Here is a 16301-nt window from a genome sequence, read left to right on the forward strand (position 1 = left end):
AAAAAGCTAAGCTAACTCAGATTCTCTGAGATGTGCTTGGCTTTTATTATTGAGATACAGATGTAGAAGGCAACAACAATAAGGATGAAAGTTGATGATTAACCAATGTATGCGTTTTATTGCGATCAGAACAGCATACCTCTTAAATTTAATCACTTTATTTTACAATTAAAGTAACGAAAGTGTGCCAATATAGCGTATACTGTTAAAGAGGGAGTTGAGCACATGGCTAAGGAAAAAGAAGAAATTATATTGACCCGAGAAGGTATCAATAAGCTGGAAGATGAGCTTGCAGAACTGAAGGGACCACGCCGTAAAGAGTTGTCACAACGTCTGAAACTGGCAATCAGTTATGGAGACTTGAAAGAAAACAGCGAATACCATTCGGCAAAAGACGATCAAGCATTTATGGAGACACGAGTTCTGATTTTAGAAAAAATGTTACGTAATGCACAGGTCGTAAATGCAGATAACTTGGATCTTTCCAAAGTCAGTATCGGTTCTACGATACTCCTACATGATTTGGAGTTCGGTGAAGATATCGAATACCAAATTGTCGGACCTGCTGAAGCAGACGTTATTAACAACAAGTTATCTTATGAAAGCCCGCTAGGTAAAGCGTTGATCGGACAAAAAGTCGGTAACACGATTACTTTTGAAGCGCCTATGGGAACATTCAAGTATAAACTGTTGGAAATCAAAATCGTATAATTGCAGTGCAAAAGGCAAAGCCAAAGATTTTCTGAGGGCTTTGTTTTTTTATATCAGGGTAGGAGGGGATAAGATGGACATCAGACGTTTAACAAGTGAAGATGCAGTGTCCTATCGTGCACTTCGATTAAGGTCATTACAAGAAAATCCTGAAGCTTTTTTAGTTACATATGATAGCGAAGTCTCCAAACCGATCGAAGAGATACAACATAAGCTTCAATCCTCAAGTAATCGATTTACATTAGGTTGTTTTGATAAGCAAGAGCTTGTAGGAATGGTGACTTTTGTTAGAGAACAACATCTTAAAACGATACATAAAGGCAACATCTATGCGATGTACGTGTCACCGTCTTGTAGAGGTCAAAAGATAGGCAAAGCGTTGATGAAAGAATTGGTACAAAGAGCTAGTGTACTGGAAGGATTAGAGCAGATCGGATTGACTGTCATTTCTGAAAATAGGGCGGCTAAGCAATTATATATCAGTCTAGGCTTTACAGTATGTGGCTTGGAAAAGAATGCGTTGAAGTATGAGGGGCAGTATTGGGACGAAGAAAAAATGGTATTGGAACTCATCTAACGAATTCAAGTATACAGGTACAATTATATTTTATTTTCTTTGTTAAACGTAATGGGTAAGGAGTTGTATTACGTCTATTTTGCTGGATTGAAGGAGACATCGTTACTATGGATCAACTCCCTACTCGTATCCATTTGGGAAAAGCTACACGGCAAATTGCCAAATCACTGATTCGTTTGCCTCAAAGTGAACGATTCTCTCTTGCTCATGATTCTTCATTGCTGTTATCCACTAAAGAAATAAATGCGATCAGTGCAGAATTATATTGGTTTCGGCTGACTGCTTTGCAATTAGCATTTCTACTACATATGCAACATCAACAATACGCTCTCAATCGATACGAAGCCAGATATATGATGACGACGGCTATCGAATTAGCTTTTCAAGATGCAGATTTATCCCGCAAAGACACGACTAAGATTCGCAGTAAATTATCCGAGGAACTGGATTACTATTTTAATCAATTGGAATTAGATCACTTGTCTGGAAAAGGTGTAGATACTTCAGCTATTATGCATGTGTTTGCAAGAAGAACGTTAGCTATTTGCCATCCCCTGCAAGCGGGAAGTGATACAGATCGTCAACATGTGTTAGCGCAAGAAGCGACTATCATCTGGGATAAAGTAACAACAGAAGTCGAAGAATTATTAAAAAGGATCACTATTATTGAATTTGAGAAGTAAGATACTGCTTTTTTTACTATTTTCTCAAATGTTACTTACCAATATAGCGTATACTGGATAGAGTCAGTCAAAGTAGATATGATCTGTTACATGATCGCTGGGTATCGTTATCCAAGTAAGTGTATGTTCATTATTCAGCATGTTGGGTCGAGCGATCGAACATGTTAATTTATAAAAAGAAGAGGTATTTCATGAGTCAGTCTAATTTTCAAGAGTATGAATTAAGTGAAGATATTTTAAAAGCATTACAACAACTGGGCTATACACAGCCTACTGAAGTACAGCAAAAAGTCATTCCAGTTGCACTAGAGCGTCAAGATCTTGTCGTGAAATCGCAAACCGGTAGTGGTAAAACGGCTGCCTTCGGGATTCCATTGTGTGAGTTAGTCGATTGGAACGAAAATAAACCACAAGCGTTAGTCTTAACACCTACACGCGAGCTTGCTGCACAGGTGAAAGAAGATATTACAAATATCGGGCGCTTTAAACGAATCAAAGCGACAGCCGTTTATGGAAAACAACCTTATGCGAAGCAAACACTTGAATTAAAACAGAAAAGTCATGTGGTTGTCGGTACACCTGGACGTGTATTGGATCATATTCAGAGGGGCACACTGGCTTTGGACAAAATAGAATTCCTCATTATCGATGAAGCCGATGAAATGCTAAATATGGGCTTTATTGAGCAGGTTGAAAATATTATCAAAGCATTGCCTAAAGACCGGACGACGTTATTGTTCTCTGCAACATTACCACAAGATATCGAACGTCTATGTCACCGTCATATGCGTCAGCCTGAGCATATTGAGATTCAAGCGACAGGGCTTACGACAGCAACGATTGAACATGCGTTATATGAAGTAAAAGATGCAGATAAATTCACATTATTGCAAGATATTACAGTCGTTGAAAATCCAGATAGCTGTATTATTTTCTGTCGTACACAGGATAACGTGAATATGGTAAGTGAACGGTTAACCGCTAATGATTACACATGTGCTAAGATTCATGGCGGAATGCTGCAAGAAGATCGCTTTGCTGTGATGGAAGATTTCAAACGTGGACAATTCCGTTATCTGGTAGCAACCGATGTGGCTGCTCGTGGAATTGATATCGACAATATTACACATGTGATCAACTATGATCTACCGCTGGAAAAAGAAAGCTATGTGCATCGTACAGGACGAACAGGACGTGCAGGCAAAAGCGGTCTAGCGATCACTTTTGTGACTCCGTTTGAAGATAAATTTTTGCGTGAAATTCAAGACTATATTGGATTTGCCATTCCGCATAAAGAAGCTCCTGATGCGGTAGAAGTGGATCGTGCGCGTGAAGCTTTTGAAGGTAAAATGGGGATTCGTGCAGAACGTAAACCTGCCAAAAGTGAGCAGTTGAACAAAGAAATTATGAAATTGTACTTTAATGGTGGCAAAAAGAAAAAACTACGTGCTGTCGATTTCGTAGGGACGATTGCTCGTATCGAAGGCGTAACCGCTGAAGATATTGGAATTATTACGATTCAAGATAATGTGACATATGTTGAGATTCTGAACGGTAAAGGTCCTCATGTTTTGAAAGTGATGAAGGATACGACAGTTAAAGGTAAACTACTCAAAGTGCACAAAGCGTTGAAATAAAGTTGAAAAAAAGAGCCTATCACTATTGATAGGCTCTTACTTATTTCTATACCTTGTTCAATTCCTTTTTGAAAACCAGCTTCAACACCACGGCGTTCGCCTTCTGCCATTGCAGAATCGACAAGTGAAGCTTCATCATGCAAAAATTTCTGGCGGCTTCATAGCGCACACGAGCTTCACGATCCTAACTTAGAAATTCCAGAGTAGTCATCGCTTTTTTTAATTCAGGTTCATTCATAGATAGCACCTCCCAGTGTGATGGATCAGTACCTTTAAGAAACAATAACCAATTGATCAGTGGACTTCCTTCTAATGGAGTAGTCATCTGCTCTAACTTGGGTAGTTCAAGAGGATCCAGTAGTTCAGACACAGGATAGTAACCTCCGATAGCTAAGTAAGTAGTAGAAATGAAGTCTAGATTAGTATACAACTTTTTTACTGCAAAAAATTCGTATTTGCGTATTTCTATAATTAAGAAATAAATTATACTTTTATCATTTGGTACATGATTGTATATCGTATATACTTATATAGAGATAGTAACAAGCAAAAAGTAATCATTATAAAATAGAGACAGGAGTCAACCTATTTGTTAATCGGAATCATTGTTTTTGTTGTGTATAATCTGATCTTGCTGTATATGGGATGGAATGGTTGGGTATGGTTTGGACAGGTGTTACCAGATCATCATTTTGTAAGATATATCTTTGTTGTGGTGCTGCTTATTTTAGCTTATTCATTCTTCTTGAACTTCTGGGTACGTGAAAGTATCACCATTAAGTTAATAAGTGCAGTCTGGTTTATGATGTTATACATTTTGATATTGTGGCTACCCGTAATGAACTTAGGAGTATTGATAACTCGTTTTACATCCTTATCTCAACATCTAGTCATTGTATGGGCGGGATGGAGTACATTGTTTGTGTTTGTGATTGTAGCGACTATCGGAATGTTTAATGCTTATAGTCCTGTCGTACGTAACTATGATATTCAGATCGATAAGCCGGTCACAGGCAAGTCAGACATGAAAGTCATTGTGGTATCCGATACCCATTTCGGTGTACTATCCAATGAATCTCATGCGAGACGAATGGTAAAAATGATCAACGAATTAAAGCCGGATCTGGTATTATTCCCGGGCGATGTGATCGACGATAATTTACCATACTTTGTCAAAACCAATATTCCGAATACTCTTAAAGGGATCGAAGCCCCTGTATACACGTCTCTTGGGAATCATGATCGTTTTGAAAAAGGGATCAATCTGATTCAAGTATTAGATGATAGTGATCTGAATATCCTCTATGATGAATCGATTGTGTTAGATAATGGCATTACACTGGTGGGTCGTCAAGATTATAGTGATCGTCCACGCGCCGAATTAGCGAAATTGCTAGAATCAGTCGATCATTCGAAGCCGATTATTGTGATGGATCATCAACCATATGAACTGGATGCTGAGCAGAAATTAGGAACCGATCTAGTCGTCTCCGGTCATACCCATCGTGGACAGGTCGCTCCAGCACAGTTGATTACGAATCGTATCTATGAGAACGATTGGGGCTATTTGCAAAAAGGGCAACTTCATTCGATTGTATCGTCAGGATATGGATTCTGGGGAACACCGATGAGAATAGGCACACGCTCAGAGATTGTCGAAATTGATATTCATTTCCAAAAATAAAATCAGATCCGATACAGCACTTGATTAACATCATGCTGTACGTATCCTATGTAGTGACAATATACGTAAAAAGCTTCCTGATGACACGCCAGCGAATGGTGGTGAACAGGAAGCTTTTTTTGTTATGTTATTGCATGTGTTTTAACATCTAGCGCAAAGCCGATTTCACTTGTCCGATATAAAAGTGACGTACAATAAAGAAGTAAACCATTTGTATAAGTAAGAAAATACCTAGTACAATACTGGATTCTTTGAGCAAGGAATAGTGGAACATATTCGATAATGTAGTCAAAGCAACCGCTCCATGAATCAAAGCAACCGCAATCGGAGCAAAAAACAGTAAGGCAATCTGCCAGTTTAACACGTTAGTTAGCTCTTTGGTGGTTAGCCCTAATTTAGAGATCGCTTTGAACTTCTGCTTATCTTCTTCTAGATCACTGTATAGACGGAAGTATAAGAAGCTACCTGCGGAGACAAAAAATACAATACCGATAAATAAACTCATAAAGAGTGGTAAGCCAAATTGTTGCTTCTGGCTATATACTTCATACTCTTTAGCAAAGAAGACATAATGGGCTTGATAAGGCTTGACCGACTGTTGAATGTCTTGCGCTAATTGAATAGCCGTAGACGAATCCATTTTTCCATTCCACACATCAATTTGGTCGGTTGCCGTCGGGTGTTGTAGTTTTTGATAAAATATATCAGGGACGACGAGATACTCACTTAGCGCGGGTATAACTTGAGATAAAGTCGCTTGAGAAGCGGTCTGAATCGAAAGACCTTTTTCTAAAGTGATGTTTTTGTTGATCAGTTCATCGTTAAAACGATTGCCAATCGTTGATGTTGTTCGAATAGCCGTTTGTTGATCAGTCAATGTTATTGTAGGCTCTCCTAACAAAGTAGCAAAGGCATTATAATCGGACAGACGAATAATACTGACTGGATCCGCAGACTCAGAAATTTTATAACGTAATACGTCTAATGTAGCAGGGGTTAAGTCTATCGCATGTGTATTCAATGTATCGTTAATATACTGAAGATGTTGTGCTCGCGCAGTATCTTTGGCTGTCGAGAAATACGTTATTGGATAAGTGCTATACGATGTGGTATTAGCGATCAACACCGATTGAATACCATATAACGAGCCAATCGCGCAGAATGAGACGGTCGATACAATAGCAACAAGGAAAAATGTACGAGCATTATCTTTCATCCGATAAGCAAGATCGGAAAGGAGTAACATATTCGTTTTGTACCAGAAAAAAGATTTGCGTTCTTTAAGGCGATGAATTATATATACGCTCAATTGTGTGAATAACAGATACGTTCCGATACTCACCATAATGATAATAGGCACTAATAAATAAATCGCCTGATCACCTGAAGCACGTAGCGAGATCAAGTAACTACTTCCAATCAGCAGTATGACAATAAGTGATAACCAGATCGATGCTTTAGGTTCTCCTTTAGAGGTCTTATTGCTTTTGATCAGTGTAATTAATGTACGATTACGTAGGATAGCTGTAATAAATAAGCAGATCAACACAAACAGAATCATAAATGAAATAAACGTGATGGTGATCGCCTGTATAGGAAAGTAAAAAGATAGTGTTTCTTCCAGTACAAGCATCCGTTCACCGATTAACAGAATCACTTTGGCGAACACAAGCCCTAGTCCAATTCCACCTAACGTAGCGGCAAATCCAATAATCATATTTTCCAAAAAAACCATCTGGCGTAATTGCCCTGTAGACATCCCTTGCATCATCAATAATCCAAATTCTTTTTGCCGTGATCGTAAAAAAGAACTCATCGAATAAAGTACAAAAAAGAATGAGAATACATAGATCACCCATTTGGCGGCAGATAATCCAGCAGCGGCATTTTGACTCAGTCCATTACCGTTTAACGCAGGATGATACGCAAAGATCGAAAAGGTGAAAAAGACCATAACGGTAAACATACTGCTTAGAAAATAAGCGGCATACAAGCGCTTATTACGGGCGACATTATTATACGCGAATTGACGAAATGTCATTGGCGTGACCCCCTAGCAGTGACAAGGTATCAATAATCTTTTGGAAAAACGTCTGACGATGTTCGCCACGATGAATCTCGCTATAGAACTTACCATCTCGTATAAAAATAACACGCTGACAATAACTAGCTGCTAATGGATCATGAGTCACCAGCATCATCGTTGTCTGTTGTTCTTGATTGATCTTTTCCAGTAGTTCCATAACATCACGAGCAGACTTGGAATCCAGATTTCCTGTAGGTTCATCAGCTAGTAAAAGATGGGGAGCATGAATCATGGCGCGCGCAATAGCCGCACGTTGAGCTTGTCCGCCTGAGATTTCATAGGTGCGTTTATTCATAATCGCAGAGATGCCTAATTGTTCGGCGATGATGGCTGCTTTGGATTTCATTTCGCTAACTTTAGCGCCATCGAGTGTAAGGGGTAGAACAATATTTTCTTCGACCGTTAATGTATGCAGTAGATTGAAGTCTTGAAATACAAATCCTAATTCCCGTCTTCTAAACTTCGCAAGTTCATTTTTATTCAATTGATTAATATTACGATCATGGATCAAAATCTCGCCGGTTGTTGGTTCATCGATGGTAGCAATCATATTCAGTAGGGTCGTTTTGCCACTTCCTGATGGACCCATGATTCCGACAAATTCACCATCTTCTATCGTAAATTGAATATTAGAGAGCGCTTGATACGCTATTTTACCTTCATAGATCTTGCTAACCTGATTGACTTGTAGCATGTCATTTTCCTCCTCGGTGATTGATTACATAAGTTCAGTATAGATAGAACTTGGAAGAGGAACTATCGATTTCTCTTTCAATCACCTTACAGCGGTGTAAGCTAGTGTTTACGTTGATACGATGGGAAAATAATACGTACAGTCGTACCTGTATCTACCTTCGATTCTAGCTCTAACTGATGATCCAGACGCTGAGCGGCTTCACGAGTCAGATATAACCCCATCCCTGTAGATTCACGAAAACGTCGTCCATTTTCGCCGGTGAAAAAAGGTTCGAAAACACGCTTGATATCAGAAGCAGGAATGCCTACACCCTGATCTTTCACTTCTATAACCACTTGCTGATGACGAATATATGAAGAAATCATCACTTTATGATGAGTATGTGCAGAATATTTGACAGCGTTAATCACCAGTTGAGACAACATAAAAAATAGCCATTTCTGATCGGACTCTGTCCATAAATCGCCATCTTTGATCTGTACATCAGGATACACTTGATTGCGAATAAATAGACGCTTGTGTTCTTGTACCACTTCGCGAATCACTTCAGATAAAGAGATCATACGAATATGAAAATCCTGTTCAAATGTCCGCAATCTCGCCATATACAAAATCGTATTCAACCCTGAACTCATGCGTTCTAATTCTTCACGAATACTAGCAAATTCAGGTTCATCAATATCCTGTACAGTCAGTTCGATCACTGACAAAGGCGTTTTCATCTGATGTACCCATTGGTTCATAAAGGTGAGATGTTGTTGCTGTTGCTGTTGAATCGTAGCAAGCTGTTGTTGATAATACCGATATTGCTGGCGTAACAACTGCTCTAACGCTTCTGCTACAGGAGCTTGATCTAATCGCTGTATCGAGTCATCTAACGATAGCAAAGGTTCTTGTAAGCGGCGGTAATACTGACGACGACTATAATACTGATATCCTAAATACCCACTTAACAAAAATAAACCCAACATAATCGAATATAGTGCAGGCCCTGTATGTCGATATCCATCCAACCAGTAAATGCCCATCACCGCACTAAATTGAATGATTTGAATAATGATCAGTAGCAGATGTTCTTTGAGAAAAAGCTTCATAATGAACTATCCTTATTCCAGGTGACATGCAGACGATATCCGATTCCTCGCACTGTTTCTAAAACATCGATGAGTCCGAGGTCTAGAAACTTTTTGCGTACACGGGTGATATTGACGTTAAGTGTATTTTCATCGACATACGTCTGATCATCCCATAGCTTTTCAAGTAATGCTTCCCGACTAGCTACCCGTGGATGCCGTTCGATCAGACTTTCGATAATATCAGCTTCCTTTTTCGTTAATAAGACGCTTTGATTGTTGTAATGAAGTTCAAGCCGTTCAGGATATAAGGATAGACCTTCTTTGTGCCAAATCAATTCTTCATGTTTGGATGCATATTCACCATATGCACGCCGTAAATGACTGCGAATTTTCGCCATAACGATACCATAATCAAATGGTTTGGTAATATAGTCATCGGCTCCATTTTCAAGCGCCATAATCTGATCCATTTCACCTGCACGTGCAGAGATAAAGATCACCGGACAGATCGAATGTGCACGAATCTGTCTACACCAGTAATACCCATCATAACTGGGAAGATTCACATCCAGCAGAACCAGATCAGGTTGCTCTTGTTGAAATTGTTGTAGCACATGTTCGAAGTCTGTGGTTACAATAACATGGTAGCCATATTTCACAATATACGATTGTAATAACTCGGCAATCTTACGATCATCTTCCACGATCAAAAGGGTCTGCATATTTATTCGCTCCTTACATCAATGTTCTTATTCATCTTTGACATGAGAAAGAACTCTATTCTGTTCCATGTTATCGTAAATAGAAGCAGAAAGAGAGACCTTTTTTGGTGATACCTTGCATTTCAATAGAAGCTATTTGGACGGTTAACGATGCAAATGTTGCTGTGCCAAATCGGGAATCTGCGGATAAGCTATTTCCTGATAAGAGAGCACTTCGTTATTTTTGAGGATCAATTGTAGATAAGCATCTTCCCGTAATGGATGTATACCGGAAAATGTAATCGTTTGAGCGTTTCCTTTGTCATCCCATGCGGGTAATGTGTATTCGACAGTACTGTCTGATGAAGAAGATTGGGTAGATGATGAATGATGAACCTGTACATAATAATGCTGCTTGGGTATCCACGGATTACGCTTAGCAAGATCCCGTTCAGATAATTGACTAACCAGTGTAATCACAAGCAATATAAAGATCGTAAGTACAAATAGTAAAAGCTTGGTTCCGTTACGCATAGTGATTTTTCCTTTCGTATAGCAATACTACCGTTCACTTTACGCTTAACAGATAAGTGACACTATCGATTTGCCTTACGTCTATCTTACAGCGTTGTAAGTTGATGTATAACTTGAACTCGATATGCTAAAAAAGAAAAAGGACGACCAGAAACGGAACATAGACAACAGGAGGAAGATACGTGATTTATATATACAGTTTGACTGTTTTTTTCTTATCTTGTTCGTTATCAATTACGCAATCGATCAGCGGCGGGTACGAAATGGAGTCTTTCTGACGATAGGAATATTGCTACTTTTATTCAGTTCAATTGTGTATGCAATTAGTAATCTGGATGGCGTTATTCCCTATATCGGTCTGCTATTAGTGCTTATTTTGCTACTACTTTCGCCTGTGATGTTGTTAGTGATTGGAATAGCACTGATCTACAATGGACGAACGCTATTATCCAAAGAAGGCTGGAAATTACCTAACTTGCTATCTTTGCTTGCTGGGATTGGTATTGCCACTTTGCCAGTGATTACTTTTCTTATGCCTTCAGTCGGTATTTTGCAACCATTTATTATTTTTATCCAATTGTGTTTTGTTTATTATGGGTTTTTGTTTATCTGTTATCTTGCCTCTTCGACATTGTACAACCTCAATCGAGTGAAGCTTCGTCAAGAATTTATGATTATTTTAGGAAGTGGATTAATCAAAGATCGTGTTCCTCCTTTATTAGCGAGTCGTATTGATCGTGCGATTGCTTTTTATGATCGTCAACGCAAAATACATACACCGCCTCTATTTGTTGCTTCTGGTGGACAAGGTAGTGATGAGACGGTTGCTGAAGCTGAAGCGATACGTGACTATCTATTGTCCAAAGGTATCCCCAATGACCATATTATTGTCGAAAATCAATCGGTCAATACGCTACAAAATATGCAATTTTCCAAACAAAAAATGGATGAACGCATGGCAGGAAAACCATATTCCTGTGTTTTTGTGACGAACAATTTCCATTTATTCCGTGCCGGTATCTATGCACGAGAAGCAGGAATCAACGGTGATGGTGTCGGCTCACGTACTGCTTTTTATTATTTGCCGAATGCATTTATCCGTGAATATATAGCTATTCTAGTGATGTACAAAAAAGTCCATGTGATGATGACCGCATTGATTTTACTAACGGTTGTGGGGCTGAGTCTGTTTAATATCAATCTGGTACGTTAAAAAGATCTAGATTCAAAAAAGAACTAAATGTCAAAAATCAAAAGACTGTGAAAATAGTTACAACCAAATACTACACTTCCCTGTAAGATAGTGAACGGTGAAAAGGGGGAAGTGTGTATGGCGAATATTATATCGAATATACAAGTAGCTCCAAGCGTGTATGTGATCAAGGTAGCAGGGCAATGGGCAGGAGGCATGGGGCAATTTTATATGGTGCGACCTTGTGCTATGCAAGGGATAGCGATGACCGATCCTTTGTTATCTCGCCCACTAAGTATTCACGATCAAGGCGATGATTATATCGCTTTTTTGTATAGAGTGACAGGTAGAGGGACAACGTTACTTGCGAATGTACAAGCAGGGCAAGAGATTCAACTGTCCGGCCCTTTTGGAAATGGATTCCCGATCGTAGATGAGCATGAATCGGTTGCTCTCGTTGGTGGCGGAATGGGTGTAGCGCCACTACTATTAACCACCAAGCATTACCATCAAGCAGAGATCTATTTAGGATTTAATCATCAGTCTTTTGCAGTTGAATCGTTCGAGCAGGTCGTAGATAGAGCCGATCAGATTCATATCACTCAAGGACAATACCATCAGATAACTGATATCATTGATCCTACATTGTATTCAGTGATTATGGCATGTGGCCCTGCGGGAATGTTACAAGCATTGGCGGAGAAAATAAAAGCAATGCATGCTTCCACATTACTCTATATCTCAACTGAGAAAAGAATGGCATGTGGCATCGGCGCTTGTCTGACATGCTCCATCCAGACGGTTCATGGGAATCGGCGTGTCTGTAAAGAAGGCCCTGTATTTACAGCCGAGGAGGTGAATTGGAATGACCTCTCTCATATGTAATCTAGCAGGTGTTGCTTTACGTAATCCGATTATTATGGCTTCGGGAACTTTTGGATTTGGACGAGAATATGGTGAACTTTACGATCTCAGTATACTTGGCGGTATAGCCAGCAAAGGTCTGACGTTACATCCACGTTCAGGCAATACCGGTTGTCGGGTACAAGAGACACCTTCAGGCATGATGAACAGTGTCGGTCTGGAGAATCCAGGAGTCGCTTCTTTTTTGGAAAATGAATTAGATCAACTGGTAGCCAGCAATACAGCTGTGATTGCCAATTTGGGTGGAGCCAATCTGGAAGAATACGTAAATGGTGCGGCGCAGATCAGTGAAGCTTGTGACTTACGTCAACGTCAGGGACAACAAGCCGTCGATCTTTTAGAACTAAATATCTCATGCCCTAATGTCAAAGAAGGCGGTATTCAATTCGGAGTAGATACCGAAGTGGCTCGCCAGATTGTGCGAGAAGTCAGACAGGTTACTTCTATTCCATTAATGGTCAAATTATCGCCCAATGCACAGGATATTGTAGCGATGGCGTATATGTGTGAGCAAGAAGGTGCGGATGCGGTATCACTCGTAAATACCTTTTCGGCGATGAAGATCGATATTTATCAGCGACGCAGTGCTTTTCACAATATGTATGCAGGTCTATCTGGCCCGGCGATCAAGCCGATTGCTTTGCGGATGGTGCATCAAGTCTCCCATGCTGTATCGATTCCAGTCGTAGGGATGGGCGGGATTAGCTCTGTAGAAGATATGATTGAATACATTATGGCTGGAGCCGAAGCTGTGCAGATCGGGACGTATAATTTTGTGAATTTGCATGCAGGCGAAGAATTAGTCGCAGGTCTTACCGCTTGGATGGAAAAAGAAAAGGTACAATCGCTAGATGAGATTCGTGGAATAGTGTGATACTGTTTAGAAGTATTTTATAACTACAGTATTACAATTTACGATGTAGGAGGAGAGCAAATTGATATACATTTATTACATTTGGATGATGGCATCTGCTATTCTTTCTTCCTACGGAGTAATCGTGCATTGGCCAAGTAGTTCTTTGTCAAATGAGTTCTTATTATTTTATGATCTCTCCATATTGATTATATTTATGCCTGCTTTCTATATTTTATTTTTCTCTACGTTATTACAAGTTATTTTATATTTCAATTCGCATCCCAAAAGAGTGAAAATGTATATGGGTAGTGTATATATCCTTAATTTTGTAGTATTGATGATCATTTTAGGATACAAAGAATATGTGATTTCGGGTATATTTATTGTGTTTGTAGCTTCTACTATCGGGTTAGCTCATTTGTTTATCTCTGTTCTATTGAATCCTATATTGAAGCAGAAAATAATTTGAAAAAATGGTTTGTCGAAGTAGAATAGGTTATAAAAAAATGCCTTCTTATGAAAATATGAAAATTATTCTTGAAACGTTACATGAATACGTGTAGTATACATATATAATTTTATACAGATTGTGCGAGAAATCGGCAATCGACCTCATATAATATTGGGAATATGGCCCAAAAGTTTCTACCGGATCACCACTGTAATGATCTGACTATGAGTGAAGCATGTATTTGGCATTGCGATAACGTTCGCTTTGGATCAATACATTGTTATGCAGATCGTATTTTTATAATTGGACATGATGATTATAGATGATCGATACAGACAGACTTCACTTGAGAGCAATCACTCAAGGAGGTCTGTCTTTTTTATTTCCCCTCAAATCGCACTGTTATTCTAAAGGAGAGAAACCATATGAAAGCATTACAAGAACGGATTCGTCAGGAAGGACAGATTTTGTCCGAAAAAGTATTGAAAGTGGACTCATTTCTTAACCATCAGGTAGATACAGCATTAGCTGTGGAGATCGGCAAAGAATTTGCACGGCTTTTCGCCCATGAGAAGATTACTAAAGTATTAACGATTGAAGCAAGCGGTATCCAATTTGCGATGGCAACAGGAATCGCTTTAGGTGTCCCTTTTGTATATGCCAAAAAGAAAAAAGCAATCACTCAAGGAGATGTGGTCTATGCGGCATCTGTACATTCTTTTACCAAGCAAGAAACGTATCAGGTCACGATTGTACAAAGTTATCTCAATAAAGAAGATCGCATCTTGATTGTTGATGATTTCTTAGCAACAGGAGCAGCACTAGTGGGCTTGGCTGATATCGTAGAAGCTTCAGGAGCGACACTGGTTGGTGTGGGTTGTGTGATTGAGAAGACGTTCCAGGAAGGACGAGGATTACTGGAAGAACGCCAGATTCCGATTCAATCGTTAGCACGTATTTCATCAATGTCCCCAGAGCATGTTGATTTTATTGATGAGACACCACTGGTACCTGATCTGGTAACGGTAGCCTCTAGAAATGAGGAGTCTTCATGTTAAGTAGACGCAAAATATTTACATTAGGGCTTCAGCACGTCATGGCGATGTATGCAGGAGCGATTGCTGTACCGCTTATTGTGGGTGGGGCACTTCATCTGACTGCTGAACAAATGGCATATCTGATCGCCGCCGATTTATTTACATGCGGGATTGCTACATTATTACAAGTGCTGGGTACACGTTATTTTGGTAGTGGATTACCTGTTGTTTTGGGATGTACATTTACTGCTGTAGGCCCGATTATTGCGATTGCTTCGACCTCTAATCTCGCCACCGCCTATGGAGCTATTATTTTATCCGGACTATTCGTGGTCTTGATCGCTCCACTGTATGGTCGATTGCTTCGCTTTTTCCCAAAAATCGTAACCGGTTCGGTAGTAACGATTATCGGATTGTCTTTGATTCCAGTTGCGATGAACAATGTAGCAGGCGGACAAGGAAGCAGTGATTTTGGGGCACCTCGTAATCTGATGCTGGCCCTGATAACGTTATTGGTAATTTTATTGGTGAATCGTTTGGCTAAAGGATTTTTACGCTCGATTTCGGTATTGGTTGGATTATTTGTTGGTACTGTGGTCGCTTACAGTATGGGCATGGTGCATTTCGGATCGGTCGGGGACGCTTCGTGGGTACGTGTGGCTCAACCTTTCTACTTCGGCATACCAGAATTTAGCTTAACGGCGATTGTCACGATGGTGATTGTGAATATTGTAAGTATGGTGGAATCGACAGGAGTATATATTGCTGTGGGTAAAGCGATTGAACAGAAAGTGGAGCAAAAGCAGATCGTCAATGGACTACGTTCTGAAGGTCTTGCGATTATGCTAGGCGGATTTTTCAATGCTTTCCCTTATACAGCATTCTCTCAAAATGTAGGTCTAATCTCGCTCACGAAAGTCAAAACACGTAATGTGATTTTTGCGGCATCCGGTATTATGATCGTACTTGGTTTATTGCCTAAATTAGCAGCACTCACGACGGTTATTCCAAATGCTGTATTAGGCGGAGCCATGATCGTGATGTTCGGATCGGTAGCGGCATCGGGGATCTCGATTCTGTCTGAAGTGAATCTGCGTAATGATCGTAATCTGATGATTGTAGCCTGTAGTATTGCTGTCGGATTAGGTTCAGCAGTATTGCCGGATATGTTCGGACAACTGCCAAGCTTTGCACAGACATTATTACAAAATGGAATCGTGACCGGTTCGATTACAGCGGTACTGTTAAATATTATTTTATCGCGCAAAGGTGAAATGTTCGATAACGCTGAAGAAGATGAATCGACCAGTGGAATGGCTTCAGATGCAGGAGATAGCACGCAGATGAAAACAGGAATCTCTTCACAAACCACCTAAACGATAAATGATAACAAGATATCAACCGTTACTGTGCAAAAGGCAGTAACGGTTTTTTGTTGTTCGGTCATCGTTGAAA

The 16301-nt window shown here is 39.7% G+C and carries 17 protein-coding genes and 1 riboswitch; of the genes, 11 read left to right on the forward strand and 6 right to left on the reverse strand.

The window, feature by feature from the left end; genetic code table 11:
* The first annotated feature begins 225 nt into the window (after positions 1-225).
* From greA to RCP16_RS19550, 4 genes are all read left to right on the forward strand, one after another.
* On the forward strand, positions 226-711 hold the full coding sequence (greA, locus tag RCP16_RS19535; RefSeq protein ID WP_069326531.1) for a transcription elongation factor GreA: 486 nt from the start codon (positions 226-228) through the stop codon (positions 709-711).
* Between the two features lie 73 nt (positions 712-784).
* Complete coding sequence (locus RCP16_RS19540; RefSeq protein ID WP_308641100.1) at positions 785-1288, forward strand: GNAT family N-acetyltransferase; 504 nt, start codon at positions 785-787, stop codon at positions 1286-1288.
* 107 nt (positions 1289-1395) lie between these two features.
* Entirely contained in the window at positions 1396-1971 is a 576-nt protein-coding gene (locus RCP16_RS19545; RefSeq protein WP_308641101.1) for a hypothetical protein, read from the forward strand.
* Between the two features lie 191 nt (positions 1972-2162).
* Positions 2163-3608, forward strand: coding sequence for a DEAD/DEAH box helicase (locus tag RCP16_RS19550; protein ID WP_069326535.1), 1446 nt, complete (start codon positions 2163-2165; stop codon positions 3606-3608).
* Between the two features lie 184 nt (positions 3609-3792).
* Here RCP16_RS19550 and RCP16_RS19555 read toward each other — a convergent pair whose 3' ends face one another.
* The gene (locus RCP16_RS19555; RefSeq protein ID WP_308641102.1) at positions 3793-3978 is read right to left on the reverse strand and encodes a hypothetical protein; all 186 of its coding nucleotides are present in this window, start codon (positions 3976-3978) and stop codon (positions 3793-3795) included.
* Positions 3979-4197: 219 nt separating this feature from the next.
* Here RCP16_RS19555 and RCP16_RS19560 point away from each other — a divergent pair, with 219 nt between their 5' ends.
* Positions 4198-5292, forward strand: coding sequence for a metallophosphoesterase (locus tag RCP16_RS19560; RefSeq protein WP_308641103.1), 1095 nt, complete (start codon positions 4198-4200; stop codon positions 5290-5292).
* Positions 5293-5440: 148 nt separating this feature from the next.
* Here RCP16_RS19560 and RCP16_RS19565 read toward each other — a convergent pair whose 3' ends face one another.
* The 5 genes from RCP16_RS19565 to RCP16_RS19585 form a co-directional block, all read right to left on the reverse strand.
* Positions 5441-7333 (reverse strand): FtsX-like permease family protein, encoded by a 1893-nt coding sequence (locus RCP16_RS19565; RefSeq protein WP_308641104.1) that lies wholly within the window; start codon positions 7331-7333, stop codon positions 5441-5443.
* Complete coding sequence (locus RCP16_RS19570) at positions 7308-8072, reverse strand: ABC transporter ATP-binding protein (RefSeq protein WP_069326537.1); 765 nt, start codon at positions 8070-8072, stop codon at positions 7308-7310. The genes RCP16_RS19565 and RCP16_RS19570 overlap by 26 nt, the downstream gene beginning before the upstream one ends.
* A 101-nt stretch (positions 8073-8173) precedes the next feature.
* Positions 8174-9169: a sensor histidine kinase gene (locus RCP16_RS19575; RefSeq protein WP_308641105.1), complete on the reverse strand. Its 996-nt coding sequence runs from the start codon at positions 9167-9169 to the stop codon at positions 8174-8176.
* Positions 9166-9873, reverse strand: coding sequence for a response regulator transcription factor (locus RCP16_RS19580; protein WP_308641106.1), 708 nt, complete (start codon positions 9871-9873; stop codon positions 9166-9168). The genes RCP16_RS19575 and RCP16_RS19580 overlap by 4 nt, the downstream gene beginning before the upstream one ends.
* Before the next feature lie 144 nt (positions 9874-10017).
* Entirely contained in the window at positions 10018-10386 is a 369-nt protein-coding gene (locus RCP16_RS19585; RefSeq protein ID WP_308641107.1) for a YxeA family protein, read from the reverse strand.
* A gap of 220 nt (positions 10387-10606) precedes the next feature.
* Here RCP16_RS19585 and RCP16_RS19590 point away from each other — a divergent pair, with 220 nt between their 5' ends.
* The 6 genes from RCP16_RS19590 (at position 10607) to RCP16_RS19615 (ending at position 16222) form a co-directional block, all read left to right on the forward strand.
* Positions 10607-11599 carry a YdcF family protein gene (locus RCP16_RS19590; RefSeq protein WP_245703429.1) on the forward strand — a complete coding sequence of 331 codons (993 nt, stop codon included), beginning with the start codon at positions 10607-10609 and terminating at the stop codon, positions 11597-11599.
* Between the two features lie 117 nt (positions 11600-11716).
* Positions 11717-12463 carry a dihydroorotate dehydrogenase electron transfer subunit gene (locus RCP16_RS19595; protein WP_308641108.1) on the forward strand — a complete coding sequence of 249 codons (747 nt, stop codon included), beginning with the start codon at positions 11717-11719 and terminating at the stop codon, positions 12461-12463.
* Complete coding sequence (locus tag RCP16_RS19600) at positions 12444-13376, forward strand: dihydroorotate dehydrogenase (protein WP_308641109.1); 933 nt, start codon at positions 12444-12446, stop codon at positions 13374-13376. The genes RCP16_RS19595 and RCP16_RS19600 overlap by 20 nt, the downstream gene beginning before the upstream one ends.
* Before the next feature lie 61 nt (positions 13377-13437).
* Complete coding sequence (locus RCP16_RS19605; RefSeq protein ID WP_308641110.1) at positions 13438-13827, forward strand: hypothetical protein; 390 nt, start codon at positions 13438-13440, stop codon at positions 13825-13827.
* A 123-nt stretch (positions 13828-13950) separates the two neighbouring features.
* Positions 13951-14054, forward strand: a riboswitch (purine riboswitch).
* Between the two features lie 180 nt (positions 14055-14234).
* A complete protein-coding gene (locus RCP16_RS19610) occupies positions 14235-14867 on the forward strand; it encodes a xanthine phosphoribosyltransferase (RefSeq protein WP_137224046.1) in 633 nt (210 codons plus the stop codon).
* A complete protein-coding gene (locus RCP16_RS19615) occupies positions 14861-16222 on the forward strand; it encodes a nucleobase:cation symporter-2 family protein (protein ID WP_308641111.1) in 1362 nt (453 codons plus the stop codon). The genes RCP16_RS19610 and RCP16_RS19615 overlap by 7 nt, the downstream gene beginning before the upstream one ends.
* Positions 16223-16301: the final 79 nt, after the last annotated feature.

The organism is Paenibacillus nuruki (assembly GCF_963311185.1).
Lineage (GTDB): Bacteria > Bacillota > Bacilli > Paenibacillales > Paenibacillaceae > Saccharibacillus > Saccharibacillus nuruki.

Bases quoted from the DNA above. Each gene is read 5' to 3' on its own strand.
- greA (WP_069326531.1), top strand. From the start codon at position 226: ATGGCTAAGGAAAAAGAAGAAATTATATTGACCCGAGAAGGTATCAAT.
- RCP16_RS19540 (WP_308641100.1), top strand. From the start codon at position 785: ATGGACATCAGACGTTTAACAAGTGAAGATGCAGTGTCCTATCGTGCA.
- RCP16_RS19545 (WP_308641101.1), top strand. From the start codon at position 1,396: ATGGATCAACTCCCTACTCGTATCCATTTGGGAAAAGCTACACGGCAA.
- RCP16_RS19550 (WP_069326535.1), top strand. From the start codon at position 2,163: ATGAGTCAGTCTAATTTTCAAGAGTATGAATTAAGTGAAGATATTTTA.
- RCP16_RS19565 (WP_308641104.1), bottom strand. From the start codon at position 7,333: ATGACATTTCGTCAATTCGCGTATAATAATGTCGCCCGTAATAAGCGC.
- RCP16_RS19570 (WP_069326537.1), bottom strand. From the start codon at position 8,072: ATGCTACAAGTCAATCAGGTTAGCAAGATCTATGAAGGTAAAATAGCG.
- RCP16_RS19575 (WP_308641105.1), bottom strand. From the start codon at position 9,169: ATGAAGCTTTTTCTCAAAGAACATCTGCTACTGATCATTATTCAAATC.
- RCP16_RS19580 (WP_308641106.1), bottom strand. From the start codon at position 9,873: ATGCAGACCCTTTTGATCGTGGAAGATGATCGTAAGATTGCCGAGTTA.
- RCP16_RS19585 (WP_308641107.1), bottom strand. From the start codon at position 10,386: ATGCGTAACGGAACCAAGCTTTTACTATTTGTACTTACGATCTTTATA.
- RCP16_RS19595 (WP_308641108.1), top strand. From the start codon at position 11,717: ATGGCGAATATTATATCGAATATACAAGTAGCTCCAAGCGTGTATGTG.
- RCP16_RS19600 (WP_308641109.1), top strand. From the start codon at position 12,444: ATGACCTCTCTCATATGTAATCTAGCAGGTGTTGCTTTACGTAATCCG.
- RCP16_RS19610 (WP_137224046.1), top strand. From the start codon at position 14,235: ATGAAAGCATTACAAGAACGGATTCGTCAGGAAGGACAGATTTTGTCC.
- RCP16_RS19615 (WP_308641111.1), top strand. From the start codon at position 14,861: ATGTTAAGTAGACGCAAAATATTTACATTAGGGCTTCAGCACGTCATG.